Origin of the sequence: Pseudoalteromonas sp. 1CM17D, assembly GCF_023161805.1 — a bacterium.
GTDB classification, from domain to species: domain Bacteria; phylum Pseudomonadota; class Gammaproteobacteria; order Enterobacterales; family Alteromonadaceae; genus Pseudoalteromonas; species Pseudoalteromonas atlantica.
Genome location: NZ_JALNTP010000003.1, coordinates 77,480 through 90,974, shown reverse-complemented (window position 1 = coordinate 90,974; position 13,495 = coordinate 77,480). Strand labels below are relative to the sequence as shown.

The following is a 13,495-nucleotide window of genomic DNA, read 5'->3' as shown; positions in this document are numbered from 1 at the left end:
GCCACTATTAAAAAACACTTAATATCAACAAGATAAGTATAAATAGTAAATTTAAAACAAAAAAAACGCACCATCAAGGTGCGCTTTTTTAACAACTTAGCTACATTGGTGCATCACCAAAAGTGATGCCCTACTAGCTTGTAATTAGTGTTATTTTTTATATTTACACAACACAGTTTCGGCCATTGTTTTTGGCTTCGTAAAGGGCCGCATCTGCGATGCGCATGGCCTGAGTTAAATCAGTGTTTTGAAAATCAGCAACACCAATACTAATGGTGATAGAAAACGGTTTTTCATCGATTAAAAATTCATGTTTAGCGAGTTTTTTTCTAAAGCCTTCTAAGTACTCTCGCCCACGCGCCGTGTCTATATCATCTAATATAATGGCAAACTCTTCGCCGCCCACCCGCGCAACGGTAAACTTAGAAAACGTAGTTTTAATTAACGTGGCTACCTGCTTTAGTGCCTGATCGCCCGCTTCGTGGCCTAAGGTGTCATTAATATTTTTAAAAAAATCTATATCGAGTAATGCAAGCGTATTTTGCTGTTGTTTTTTTAATAGTTGCTCTGCATATTGGTAAAAATAACGGCGGTTATACATACCCGTTAAATAGTCTCTGTAAGCACTTTCTTTAATATCCGCAATCAGTGACAACTGCTCCATTGTTTGCATAACACGACAATGAAACTCTTCATTCATAAATGGCTTTGTTAAAAAGTCGTTGGCACCGTATTTAATAAACCGAGCCGATAACCCATGTTTACCTGCACCCGAAAGCCCGATAATGGCCAAATCATCGCGCCCTCTAAAATTACGCACCGCTTTAACCAGTTCAAAGCCATCCATTAATGGCATCGCATAATCAGTCATGAGCAATTTTATATTAGGGTTACTTTTTATTATTTCGAGTGCTTGCTGACCATCTTGCGCATCGGTTACATCAAATAATTGCTTTTCTAGCATTTGCTTCATTAAGGAGCGGCTTAACACCGAATCATCAGCAACCAACGCCTTACAGCCTTGATTTCTCAGAAGCTGAGCCACTAACTTGATAGCGTAATGGTATGAATCGCGATTGTCTTTAATTACGTAATCAATAACACCAAGCTCTAGCATTTGTTGGCGCTTATATTCATCAATTTTTGAGGTAAGTACCACAGTAGGAATGGCGTGTGAAAGTGTGAATTTAGCCACCTCGCCATTAGGTGCATCAGGCAAAGTTAAATCAACTAAAGCCAGCGAGTATTTATGTTTCTCAATATAGTCTTGGCATTCATTTAATGACCATGCGAAATCGACAGCGACATCTAAATATTGAGCCGTTAAGTGGCGTAGCACCTGCTGCACTACTTTACTGTCTTCAACCACTAATACTCTTTGCATAAACTTCTCTTTAATCTTGTTATTTTACGTACTTAAACTTGCACTAAAGCGACAAGCTATGAAAAACATCCAGTAAAGTTCTGTTTATGTAGCCAGTAAGTAGGCTAGGTCCATTAATGTAAGCGCAAGGCTTGTATTTAATTCAAATACAAAGCCGACCAAATATACTTGATTTTTTAGCTAAGCTAAACACGCTAGGATAAATTAACCCTAAATAAACAAACGCGCCGTGTATAAGTTTAGACTTAACCAGTATTATCGACCATTAATCTCAATACTTTTGTTATTTGTGTGTTTTTTATTTTAAATAGCATCTAAACAAAAATAAGGAACGACAATGAAGCTTGTCCAATTAACTCGTTACACCTTAGCGCTTGCCATCGTATTACTTAGCAGTACTGCAACAGCAGAAAACCAACGAAAAATAGACATTGATAGCCACGTAGTCACTAAGCATAAAGCAAAAATTAATGGTGAACGCTTTAGCTACACCGTTAAAACAGGCACTCAGCCGGTGTGGAATGATAATGGCGATGCCATTGCCACTTTACAATATACCTATTACACACGAGATAAAGTCGATGACACCGCAGCTCGCCCATTACTGATATCGTTTAATGGCGGCCCAGGCTCTGCATCTGTATGGATGCACTTAGCCTATACTGGCCCACGCGTATTAAAAATTGATGACGAAGGCTACCCCATTCAGCCTTATGGCGTAAAAGATAACCCCTACTCAGTATTAGATGTAGCAGATATTGTTTATGTAAATCCGGTAAATACAGGTTATTCACGCGTAGTAGAAAACGCCAAAGGTGAAATGCTTTCGAAAGAGCAACAAAAAGAGCACTTTTTTGGTGTGAATGCCGACATAAAATACTTAGCTGAATGGCTAAATACCTTTGTTAACCGAAACGAGCGCTGGCGCTCACCTAAGTTTTTAATTGGAGAAAGCTACGGCACTACTCGTGTATCAGGCCTTGCCCATGAACTACAAAACAGTCAATGGATGTACATTAATGGTGTGGTATTAGTATCGCCGACCGATATTGGTATAAAGCGCGACGGTCCTATAAAAGCGGCTAATCGCTTACCTTATTTTGCTGCAACTGCGTGGTATCACAAAGCACTGAATAAAAACTTGCAAGAAAAAGATCTCAATGAACTTTTACCCGAAGTAGAACAGTTCACTATTAATGAGCTTATTCCTGCCCTCGCGAAAGGTGGCTTTATCGATGCCGATAAAAAACGCCAAATAATAAAGAAAATGGCCGAATATGCTGGTCTTTCAGAGCAGTTTGTAGCGCAAAACAACTTAGATATTCCCACTCGATTTTTTTGGAAAGAACTTTTACGTGAGCGTGGACAAACTGTCGGGCGTCTAGATTCGCGCTATTTAGGTATTGATAAACGCGATGCTGGCGAATCACCTGATTACTGGGCTGAGCTTACCTCTTGGCTGCACTCATTTACGCCTGCAATTAACTATTACCTGCGTGAAGAGCTCAACTATAAAACGGATGTAAAATACAACTTATTTGGCAATGTTCACCCATGGGATCGCAGTAAAAATAATACCGGCGAAAACTTACGTTTAGCGATGGCGCAAAACCCGTATTTAAACGTCATGATTCAAGCGGGTTACTACGATGGCGCAACAAATTACTTTGATGCTAAATACACGTTATGGCAGCTTGACCCAAGTGGAAAAATGAAAGACAGGTTAAGCTTTAAAGGGTACCGCAGCGGCCATATGATGTACCTACGACATGAAGATCTTAAGCTTTCTAATAACGACTTACGCGACTTCATTTTAAGCTCCCTACCCGCTAAAGGGCAGGCCGCTAAATATTAATTAAAAGGGCCATTACATGAGGCATTACGAAGATGCCTCATGTTTATTACAGTACACTTTTAACTGTGTAACCACTTCATTAAATCCTGTTTGTAGTGCAAATAATAACGCTTCATCGACCTTATTTTGCGCGGCTAAGCTTTCTATCTGCTGGCAGGTATCACTTAACTTTAACGCTGCAACCGATTTAGCAGATGACTTTAAACCATGCGCCTGAAAAGATAAATCGGCATAATTTAAACTATGTGTATATGCTTCAATTAATTTAACTTGCTCATAAGCGGTCTGTAAAAACGCCTGAAAGACTAAACAATGTACATGCGTATCTTTTCCTAACATCGAAAACAATAAAGGCATATCTAATTGACTGTACATAGAGCTTGCTTGCGCTGTAATTTGCAGCGGCTGTGTATGCGAAGGAACAATGCCTTGCGAGTGTTTCATCAACAGTGCTTTTAGGCTTTCAAGCTCTATCGGTTTAGTTAAAAAACCGTTCATCCCAGCGCTGTAACAATCTTGAATGTTTTTTTCCATTATGTTGGCCGTAACAGCAATAATTATGAGCTCATTGAACTGTGTGTTTTTTCGGATTTTTTTAGCCAATTCAAGGCCATTTAGCAACGGCATTTGAATATCGGTAAGTAGCATATCGAAGGACTTATCTTGGAGCATTTGCCAGGCCTGTTCACCATTATTTGCAAACGTTGAATTAACACCAAGCATGGTCAGTTGCTGCTTTAAAACCTGCTGATTAGTCAGTTGATCTTCTGCCACCAGCACATTTAATACTGGGAGTTTACCTCTGGCGGAGTCTGCGGGCTCACTGCTGGGGTGATTTATCGGTTCATCAGCTTGTATAGTGGTTAAAGCGCTTTCTTTAAAACTATTAAAGCTAATGGTAAAGCACGCGCCTTTATTTATTTGGCTATTTACTTGTAGCTGCCCTTGCATACGCTCTACAAGCTCTTTAGTAATAACTAAACCTATGCCCGTACCATGTGTTTTACTGGTCTCTGCCCCTAGTCTATCAAAGGGTTTAAAAAGCCTTAAAATATCATCTTCTGAAAAACCGCACCCTGTATCTTCAATATCAATATTACAGCGGCTTGAATCAGCAATCTCGCAACGTATATCTATTTTACCTCGCACTTTGTTATATTTTATTGCGTTGGAAAGTAAATTAAGCAGTACCTGTTTAAAACGGCGCTTATCTACATATAAGTAAATACCTTCTAGGGAGTCAATATTGTGAGTATCTATAGTAACAAGCTCAACTCTGGCAAGTTCGCTCACCATTTCAATACTATGCTGTAGCATGTCTTTCACGGGGGCATATTCAAAATTAAACTGCATATTCCCCGACTCAATAGAAGTTAAATCTAGCACGTCGTTTATTAGTAAAAGTAAATGCTCCCCAGCTTGGTAAATACTTTGCGCATTGTCTTTGTGTACCTCGGTTGCTTTACTGTCATATTGATAAAGCTGCGCTAACCCTAAAATCGCATTTAACGGCGTTCTAAGCTCATGGCTCATACTCGCCATAAAGTCAGACTTAGCCTTACTGGCAGACTCGGCTTGAATTCTCAGCGCGTTTACTTTTTGATGATTAATAGCAACCTCACCGGCCATTTTATTAAATGCATTTATGACGCTGCCAATCTCATTTTTTTGCTGAACGCTAACGTGGCAATCAAAGTTCCCTTTAGCCAGTTTAGAAAAGGCGACTTCGAGCGCCCGTAAAGGGCTGGTAATTCTATAATCGACCAACCAAGCTAAGCCAATAAAAAACACCACAAGTATAAAAAACTGAATATAAATTAATGTGTAATGTAGCTTGGCCGCTTCGTTTATTTTGTCTTCAAAATTAACGACTAACGTTATTTCAGCCAAAGGTTTATCTAAAAAAGTAATGTGCTCATTTAACGTAACATTGCCCTGCTGCGCTAACAGCTGCCACTCATCTAATGGGTATAACTGATTACCTGTAGTCGGCTCTACTACCCTAATTGCTTTCCAATTAGGGTTTGTATTAAGTTGCGCGTCTATTTGCTCATACAGCTGTGCGTATTGACGCGTTAATAAAGGGGTTTTTATTGATGTGGATAGTTGCTGTAAAGAGCGCTGCGCTGCGCTAGAAAGGCCATCGTTTACCCACCTAGCTTGCTCTGGCAAAGCGTAAAAAATAAATAAGCATATTAATAAAAAGCCAAATGCCATTACCGCAATAAAGCTTTGAACCCTTAGGCTGCGCCACCAGTTAATTTTCAACATAAAACGAGCGTAAACCCCATTGCGTTAATTGTTTATAATCGTCAATGCTTGCTTTACTTGGGTTAATTATAGGAATACCCGCTAGTAAGTGTTTTTGTTTAGGGTCGCTCCCTATTTCTATAATTGCTTGTTGAACTTGCGCTTGTACCTGATTATTTACTCTAGGGTGAACCACAATGGGGTGGCGGCTAACCTTCCGCGTTTTGTAAATAACTTTTAGCTTTTGCTGCAAATTTTGAGGCTGTTGCTTTAATGTGCCCATCACCCCGCCGCCGGCAGGCGTTGCGTTAAGTGCCACATTTAAATAAACAGATGAGTGCGTTTTTACATACACAGGCTTTATTCTTAAGCCATACAATAGGGCAAGCTCCGCACGCATTAATAAAGAAGCGCCTAACGCATTAGGCGCAGGAAAAGCAATTTCGGCACCTTCAAGCTGCTCAATGGATTCAATATTACTGTTTTTATTGACCACTAATACGCCTTGCAAATGGCGCGCAGTATCTTTCACTATCGGTAAATAGCCTTGCTTGTCGTAAGCAATCACACTATGCCATGGGTTCATATAAGCAAAATCGTAATCGCCATCTGCAAACCCTTGCTCAAAAACCGGGATTGATTCCACGGTAACAAGCTGTAGTTGCACGCCTGTTTTTTCGGTTACTTTATTAAGAAAGGGCTGCCATATTGCAGTGAGTTTTTGAGGCTCATATTGCGGAACTACACCAAAAGTAAAGGTTTGAGCATAGACACCCATACTATTGAATAAAAAAAGCAAAACAACACTACACTTCATATTAGTCTTACCGTCGTAGGTTATGACTATAAGCATAGTTAACGAGTGACTAACGCACCATTTTTATTACGTAGAAATTAAGAGGTTATTTAATTTAGGAGGTTTAAGAAAGTTTCAACAAAAAGATTAAAGCAGGTGCCCATACACACACCTGCTTAAATATATTACTGCCAGTACGGCTCTATATCAAAAGACGCTAAACGGCTTTGCTCCATTGCACTGACTAAGTAATCTGACTTTTGATCTAGCCACTGTTGAATTTTAGCCAACTGCTCGTCTTCTTGCCCGCCGCAAAGCTGCTTTAAATATTCCAGCGTGCTGAGCTCGTACATACCATGAGAAATATCCAGCCACGGTAGCCTAAACTCTAAGCGCTCTTCTTTGTCAAACAATGACCCTAAGCAATTACCGCTTAATAAGCTGTTTTCTAATTGGGTGCGTAAGCTTAAATAATCTTGTGCTGTAAGCGTTTGCTCTTTAGGAAGTAACTTATCTAAATTTTGCCAATCTTTATTAAATAAACGTTTTGCAATTTTAGCTACTGGCTGCTCTGCTGCCTGTAGTTGAGTTTGCCCCCAAAACTTACGCCATTGTTTATCTACCAACCAAGTAGTCAACGACAGCAATAAACGATTGTATCGCGCGCTTTGAAACAAAGCATTAATATCATCAATGCTTGGCTGTAGCTCTTTTAAATCGTTAATAACTTGCGCTAATGCAGGCGCTGCATTTATTTTTTTATAAAATGCATGGCGTTTAGATGTATAAGTTTTTAGCTGAATTGCATTTTCAACCCAAGCTAATTCACTTAACAGCCACTTTAACTCTGTTCTTAATTGCTCAGTACTGTCTTTACTTACAATATCGTCAAACAACCAAAAATTATGCCTAATTAAACTAATGCCATCAGTCACACGTTTGAGCGTTTTTAAACTTGGCTTGTCAAAGTAACACTGCTCATGCTTTTGCACAAAACGAATACCAAAGTTCATGGCCTCTATTAGTGCTTGCTCTTGAGTTGCTTGTTTTTTTAATTTTACAAACCCAATAGACTTACTTGGTTTAAGCGGTGTTTCATCGGCTAGTCGGTAGCCTCTAGCTGCTTTTGAATAAAGCCCTAAACGAATACAGTTTTGGCTAACAAGTTTATCTGCCAAAGCAAATAGCTCGTCTCTGTTGCCCTCAACAAGCTCTATTTCTAGCTCGCTAATAATATCAACCTTACCCGATGCTGCTATTTCGCCTTTATCTAGCACGACTTCAATTTTTGCGCCATTTGGAGTTTCTATTAACCAAGTACGACGAATAAAGTTAGTGCTAAAAATAGGATATAAATTATCGCTAATAGCATTCACTTGCATACCATGAGGCCAAATAGCATTACTAAATGCTAATAAATCAGGACGGCTTGATTCAATTGGTAAGTTGTATTCAGGACGTTGGTGTAGCCCACCCACAACTTCGCCAGCAAGCTTTATTGTTTGTTCGCATTTACTGCCGGCACAGCGGGTTCTAAAACCTATATCAAGGGCTCTTAGCTCTCTACTTGGGGTATCGTAATAGGCATTTTGCAAACTACGTGAAGGTTTATTAATAACCGTTTTAGCAAATTGTGTGATTAGCGAGGGGATCAGTGGAACAACGGCATCTGATACCAAAAACTTCAGTTCTATCTCAGTATCCATTAGGGTTGAGGATTACCTTTAAAATAAATAAGTGCTCAAAATAAACAAAGCCACCTCATTTTGCAAATTTTTTAACCTTTTTGGCTGAGCAATGCCCGCACTGGGTTACAATATCAACCTTGCTATTAACGCGTTTAATCCATACTATCTCACTACTTATGTGAAAATCTCAATCACAACCACAACGGACACGGATAGACTAACAAGGTAGATAAATGCTAAAACACTGTTTACTAGGGCTACTTTTAACAGCCACCTCGTTTATAAGCCAAGCACAAGAAGCTCAAACAGCCAATTCATCAGATGCAAATTCAGCTTATATAATCGATAATCTATATACCTTTATGCGCTCTGGCGCAGGTAAAAACTACCGCTTACTTGGCTCTGTAGATGCGGGTACTAAATTAACCGTGCTATCAAAAGAAGAAAACGGCTTTATAAAAATAAAAGACGATAAAGACCGTGAAGGTTGGGTTGAGTCTAAATTTATATCGCAAACGCCAGGGCTTCATCAGCAGTATCAAACACTCAGTAGCGAAATGAGCACAGTGCAAAACAAACTACGCCAAGCACAAGTTGAACTACCTCAGTTACAAGAACATAATCAAAGCTTAACTAATCAAAACAAATTGCTTAATCAACAAATTACTGAGCTGCAAACAACGCTTGAGCAAGAACGCGCTCAAAAACAAGCAGCCACTGCAAAAGAAAAACGCCAACTACTTACTTATGGTGGCGCTATTGCTTTTATAGGTTTGTTTTTAGGTATTATACTTACCGTTGTACTTTCGCGCCGTAAGCGCTACGAAGGGTGGGCTTAATTAACCTAAACTTTAATTAACTAAGTTTAAAGCCGCTGGCTAATCATTAAAAAAGCACCCTTAGGTGCTTTTTTAATGTGTGTGTAATGTATTGCAATAAGCATTTGGTTTTTAAATATCCAAACGTAAACCGGGATCCTGCTTAATTTTTTCTATTACCATGTAAGTATGGTGAGTACCTACTCCCGGAATATCGACCAAGTCTCCTAGCACCTGTCGATACTCATCCATATCCGAGACCCTAATTTTTAGCAGGTAGTCGTACCCCCCCGCTACCATATCGCACTCTACAACTTGCTCAATTTTAAGTATATGCTCTTTAAATACTTTAAAAACAGCCGTGTTAGATGTCACCAGCGATACTTGCACATGCGCTACTAAGCTCTGATTCAGCTTTTGTTCGCTAAGCTTTGCAAAGTACCCTTCTATATAGCCTTCTTGCTCTAAACGTTTTACACGGTCAAGGCATGGACTAGGACTTAAATTAACCTGTTTTGCTAGGTTAACATTAGAAATTCTGCCGTTCTTTTGAAGAACGTCTAATATTGCTAAATCGATACGATCAAGCAGGCGTAATCTATTTGGACTTGTCATACAGAATTTTATACGGATAAGTTGAAAATATGCCCTGTAAATTATCGTAAATCGTGAAATTTAACCAGCATATTCTGCTGAAATTTAATTAGAATGCACGCATTACATCACTGGTAATTTATTGGTAGCAAAGTTGCTTTAGCTCAACAGCCCAAGCACATAAATTTTGTTCTACTATTTACATATTAACATTCCTAAGGGTTGCTTATGTTATTCAATGGCGATTTGACAACAACCTGTCCTACAAGACAGAAAATTCGTGATTTTTACCGCATTGATGAAAATGCTGTTATTGATCATATTTTACCACTTGCAGAAGTGGGTGTTAAAGCACGAAGCCGTGCATGGGAAAGAGCTCGCCAGATTGTTTTAAACATTCGAAAAGATCAAGACGGTCAAAGCGGTGTAGACGCACTTTTAAATGAATTCTCACTCTCTAGTGAGGAAGGTGTAGTGTTAATGTGTTTGGCCGAAGCCCTACTTCGCGTACCAGACAAAGCCACGCAAGATACGTTAATTCGTGACAAGCTTGCTAAAGGTGATTGGAGTTCTCATTTAGGAAGCAGCGATTCTTTATTCGTTAATGCTTCTTCGTGGGGATTATTAGTAACCGGTAAAATGGTTAACTACACAGATAAAACCAAAGAACAGCAATTTGGCATGCTTAAAAAGACCATAGGTCGTTTAGGCGAGCCTGTGATTCGCAAATCTGTAAACTTTGCCATGAAAATTATGGGTAAGCAGTTCGTTATGGGTCGCACCATTGACGAAGCCATTGAACGCGCTGCTGAAAAAGAGCAAAAAGGCTACGTTTACTCATACGACATGCTAGGCGAAGGCGCGCGCACAATGAAAGATGCTAAGCGTTACTTCGACAGCTACATGAACGCAATCCATGCAATTGGTAAAGCGGCAAATGGCCGTGGCCCAGTTAAAAGCCCAGGTATTTCAGTTAAACTTTCTGCTATTCATCCACGTTATGAGTTTACGCATAAAGACCGCGTAATGGCCGAAATTGTACCTAAACTGAAAGAGCTCGCGCTTGCTGCTAAAAAGTACGACATTGGCTTTACAGTTGATGCAGAAGAAGCTGACCGCTTAGATATTTCTCTAGATGTTATAGAAGCGGTATTCAGCGATGAAGATTTAGGTAACTGGCAAGGTTTTGGTTTAGCCGTACAAGCATACCAAAAGCGCGCTATTTTTGTTATTGAATGGGTAACTGAACTTGCTACTCGTGTAGGCCGTAAAATGATGGTTCGCCTTGTAAAAGGTGCCTACTGGGATACAGAAATTAAAACCACGCAACAAGATGGTTTAGAGCACTACCCAGTATTTACGCGTAAAGCAACTACCGATGTATCTTACAAAGCCTGTGCTATTAGAATGCTAGAAGCACGCGATGTACTGTACCCGCAATTTGCAACACACAACGCTTACACTGCAGCCACTATTTTAGAAGTTGCTAAAGGCGATAACACCGGATTTGAATTCCAGCGTTTACACGGTATGGGCGAATCTTTATTTGACCAAATCGTAAATGAAGAAAAAATTCAATGCCGTGTTTATGCACCCGTTGGCCAGCACGAAGACCTACTTGCCTACTTAGTACGTCGTTTACTTGAAAATGGCGCTAACTCATCGTTTGTAAACGCCATTGTAGATACCACTAAACCAGTTGAGTCGCTATTACCTGATCCAGTAGAAACACTGCAAGGTTTACGTAATAAGTACAATACGCAAATTAAAATGCCAATTGACTTATACGGCGACGAACGTGCTAACTCTAAAGGCATGGACTTAACCGACATTAATGTAATTACGCCATTCAAAGAAAACCTTGAAAACTGGTTTAACGATCACTTAATTGATCAAAGCCAAGTACCTGAAGGCGCATTAGCAGTTAAAAACCCAGCTAATCACAACGAAATCATCGGCCACGTTAAACTGCAATCTGGCGATGAGATGAAAGACATTTTGGCCAATGCAGAAGCGGCATTTGAGTCATGGTCGCAAACATCTGTAAAAGAGCGTGCTAATTTATTACGCCGCGTGGCAGATATTCTAGAGCGTCACCACGATGAGCTCGTAGCTATATGTATTAAAGAAGCCGGTAAAATTGCGCAAGATGGTATTGACGAAGTACGTGAAGCCGTTGATTTTTGTCGTTATTACGCGGCACGTGCAGAAGAACTTGCAAGCGATGAGCGCTTTGAAGCACGCGGTGTAATTTTATGTATTAGCCCGTGGAACTTCCCGCTTGCTATTTTCTTAGGTCAGGTGGCCGCTGCGATAGTGACTGGTAATACTGTTATTGCAAAACCTGCAGAGCAAACAAGCTTAATCGCACTTCGCGCTATTGAGTTAATGCTTTCGGTTGGCTTACCAGAGCATGTAGTACAGCCGGTGATTGCCCGCGGTTCTGAGGTAGGTAAAACAATCGTACCTGATGAGCGTATTCAGGCAGTTATGTTTACTGGTTCTACAGAAACAGGCACACTGATTTCACAAACACTGGCTGCGCGTAACGATATTCAAGTACCGCTAATTGCAGAAACCGGTGGCCAAAACTGTATGATTGTGGATTCAACAGCGCTGCCAGAGCAAGTTGTTGATGATGTAATAAGCTCAGGTTTCCAAAGTGCAGGCCAGCGTTGTTCAGCACTGCGTGTATTATTTATACAAGAAGATGTAGCCGATGGCATTATAGAAATGCTTAAAGGCGCACTCGCCGAGCTGCATATTGGCGACCCGTCATTACTTTCTACCGATGTAGGCCCAGTAATTGATGAAAAAGCCCTTAAAACGCTAAATGATCATGTTGAATACTTAAAAGGTAATGCAACACTTCATTACGAATGTAAGATCCCTGATAACACCGAAAATGGCGCCTACTTTTTTGCCCCTCGTTTATACGAAATCGAAGATTTATCAGTACTTAAACGTGAAGTATTTGGTCCATGTGTGCACATTGTTCGCTTTAAAGCGAATGATATCGACAACGTGATTGACCAAATTAACAACACAGGTTACGGCTTAACAATGGGTGTTCACTCACGTATTGAAGAGCGTTGTGAGTACCTAGCTAAAATGTCGCGTGCGGGTAACGTATATGTAAACCGCAACATGATTGGTGCCATTGTAGGTGTGCAACCATTTGGTGGCCGTGGTTTATCTGGTACAGGCCCTAAAGCCGGTGGCCCTAACTACCTGCAGCGTTTAGTAAAAGAGAAAGCATCACCTGATAACGTGCAAATGACTAACCTAACGCCAGATGAGCTTGATTTACACCATTACAGCGGTGCAAACGAGCAAGTTGAAAAGCTGATGGCTAACTCAATGCGCGATGAGAAAATTTGGCGTGCAACACCGTTAAATGACCGTGTATCGGCTGTTCGTCAGTTGCTTGCTAAAGTAGCAACGGTCGAAATTATTGATGACCTAGCGGACGATTTGGCATTAACGCTTTCAGAAGCGCGTGCACAACTGAACCGTTTAGAAAAACATATGCGTAAGTTTACTACTTTGCCTGGGCCTACTGGTGAATCAAACACCTTGCACCTTGAAGCACGTGGTTGTGTAGTATGTTATGCAGATAAAAGCACGTCATTTAACTTTTGGGCGCTTTCAATCATTACAGCACTTGCTGCAGGTAATACAGTAATTACGGTAGCATCAGAGCTATTTTACGACGAAGCGGTAGCCTTTAAAGATAAGTTTATTGCCACAGGCGTTGCTGAGGGCGTGTTCCAGGTTGCAAAACCTAATCAGCTACAAGCTATTTTGGCTCACCCTCACTTAGCGGGTGCGGTGGTTGCTGCACGTTCGTCTCGTTTAGGTTACTTCAGCCAACAACTTGCGCAGCGTAAAGGTGCTATTTTGCCAGTAATTACTTCAGAGTATTACGATACGTTGATTAAGCGCTTAATTACTGAAAAAACGATCAGTATAGATACTACCGCATCTGGTGGTAATACTTCACTGATGACCCTAGTAGAAGATGACGAATAGCCCATCCAATACTAATTAACTAAAAATGTAAAAAAAGGCACTTAAAAGTGCCTTTTTTTTTACCCTGCAACGTATAAT

At 40.3% G+C, this 13,495-nt stretch carries 8 protein-coding genes; 3 read left to right on the top strand and 5 right to left on the bottom strand.

All coding sequences use genetic code 11. The features are described 5' to 3' along the window. Positions 1-163: 163 nt before the first annotated feature. Positions 164-1,384, bottom strand: coding sequence for a response regulator (locus tag MSC25_RS06955; protein WP_029773860.1), 1,221 nt, complete (start codon positions 1,382-1,384; stop codon positions 164-166). 337 nt (positions 1,385-1,721) lie between these two features. Between MSC25_RS06955 and MSC25_RS06950 the strand changes: the two genes are divergently transcribed. Then, positions 1,722-3,239: a carboxypeptidase gene (locus MSC25_RS06950; protein WP_029773861.1), complete on the top strand. Its 1,518-nt coding sequence runs from the start codon at positions 1,722-1,724 to the stop codon at positions 3,237-3,239. Between the two features lie 24 nt (positions 3,240-3,263). Here MSC25_RS06950 and MSC25_RS06945 read toward each other — a convergent pair whose 3' ends face one another. From MSC25_RS06945 to MSC25_RS06935, 3 genes are all read right to left on the bottom strand, one after another. Beyond that, the gene (locus MSC25_RS06945) at positions 3,264-5,510 is read right to left on the bottom strand and encodes an ATP-binding protein (RefSeq protein WP_248442960.1); all 2,247 of its coding nucleotides are present in this window, start codon (positions 5,508-5,510) and stop codon (positions 3,264-3,266) included. Then, positions 5,497-6,306, bottom strand: coding sequence for a phosphate/phosphite/phosphonate ABC transporter substrate-binding protein (locus tag MSC25_RS06940; protein ID WP_248442959.1), 810 nt, complete (start codon positions 6,304-6,306; stop codon positions 5,497-5,499). The genes MSC25_RS06945 and MSC25_RS06940 overlap by 14 nt, the downstream gene beginning before the upstream one ends. Positions 6,307-6,470: 164 nt before the next feature. After that, complete coding sequence (locus MSC25_RS06935; protein ID WP_248442958.1) at positions 6,471-7,991, bottom strand: CYTH and CHAD domain-containing protein; 1,521 nt, start codon at positions 7,989-7,991, stop codon at positions 6,471-6,473. A gap of 215 nt (positions 7,992-8,206) precedes the next feature. Here MSC25_RS06935 and MSC25_RS06930 point away from each other — a divergent pair, with 215 nt between their 5' ends. Beyond that, positions 8,207-8,812 (top strand): TIGR04211 family SH3 domain-containing protein, encoded by a 606-nt coding sequence (locus MSC25_RS06930; RefSeq protein WP_024034313.1) that lies wholly within the window; start codon positions 8,207-8,209, stop codon positions 8,810-8,812. A gap of 111 nt (positions 8,813-8,923) precedes the next feature. Here MSC25_RS06930 and MSC25_RS06925 read toward each other — a convergent pair whose 3' ends face one another. Continuing rightward, positions 8,924-9,406, bottom strand: coding sequence for a winged helix-turn-helix transcriptional regulator (locus MSC25_RS06925; protein ID WP_055252943.1), 483 nt, complete (start codon positions 9,404-9,406; stop codon positions 8,924-8,926). A gap of 207 nt (positions 9,407-9,613) precedes the next feature. On the opposite strand from MSC25_RS06925, the gene putA reads away from it, so the two are divergent. Continuing rightward, positions 9,614-13,417, top strand: a complete 3,804-nt coding sequence (gene putA, locus MSC25_RS06920) for a bifunctional proline dehydrogenase/L-glutamate gamma-semialdehyde dehydrogenase PutA (protein WP_029773864.1) — start codon at positions 9,614-9,616, stop codon at positions 13,415-13,417. Positions 13,418-13,495 lie beyond the last annotated feature (78 nt).

Coding starts and splice junctions, on each gene's coding strand:
- MSC25_RS06955 (WP_029773860.1), bottom strand. CDS start 1,384: ATGCAAAGAGTATTAGTGGTTGAAGACAGTAAAGTAGTGCAGCAGGTG.
- MSC25_RS06950 (WP_029773861.1), top strand. CDS start 1,722: ATGAAGCTTGTCCAATTAACTCGTTACACCTTAGCGCTTGCCATCGTA.
- MSC25_RS06945 (WP_248442960.1), bottom strand. CDS start 5,510: ATGTTGAAAATTAACTGGTGGCGCAGCCTAAGGGTTCAAAGCTTTATT.
- MSC25_RS06940 (WP_248442959.1), bottom strand. CDS start 6,306: ATGAAGTGTAGTGTTGTTTTGCTTTTTTTATTCAATAGTATGGGTGTC.
- MSC25_RS06935 (WP_248442958.1), bottom strand. CDS start 7,991: ATGGATACTGAGATAGAACTGAAGTTTTTGGTATCAGATGCCGTTGTT.
- MSC25_RS06930 (WP_024034313.1), top strand. CDS start 8,207: ATGCTAAAACACTGTTTACTAGGGCTACTTTTAACAGCCACCTCGTTT.
- MSC25_RS06925 (WP_055252943.1), bottom strand. CDS start 9,406: ATGACAAGTCCAAATAGATTACGCCTGCTTGATCGTATCGATTTAGCA.
- putA (WP_029773864.1), top strand. CDS start 9,614: ATGTTATTCAATGGCGATTTGACAACAACCTGTCCTACAAGACAGAAA.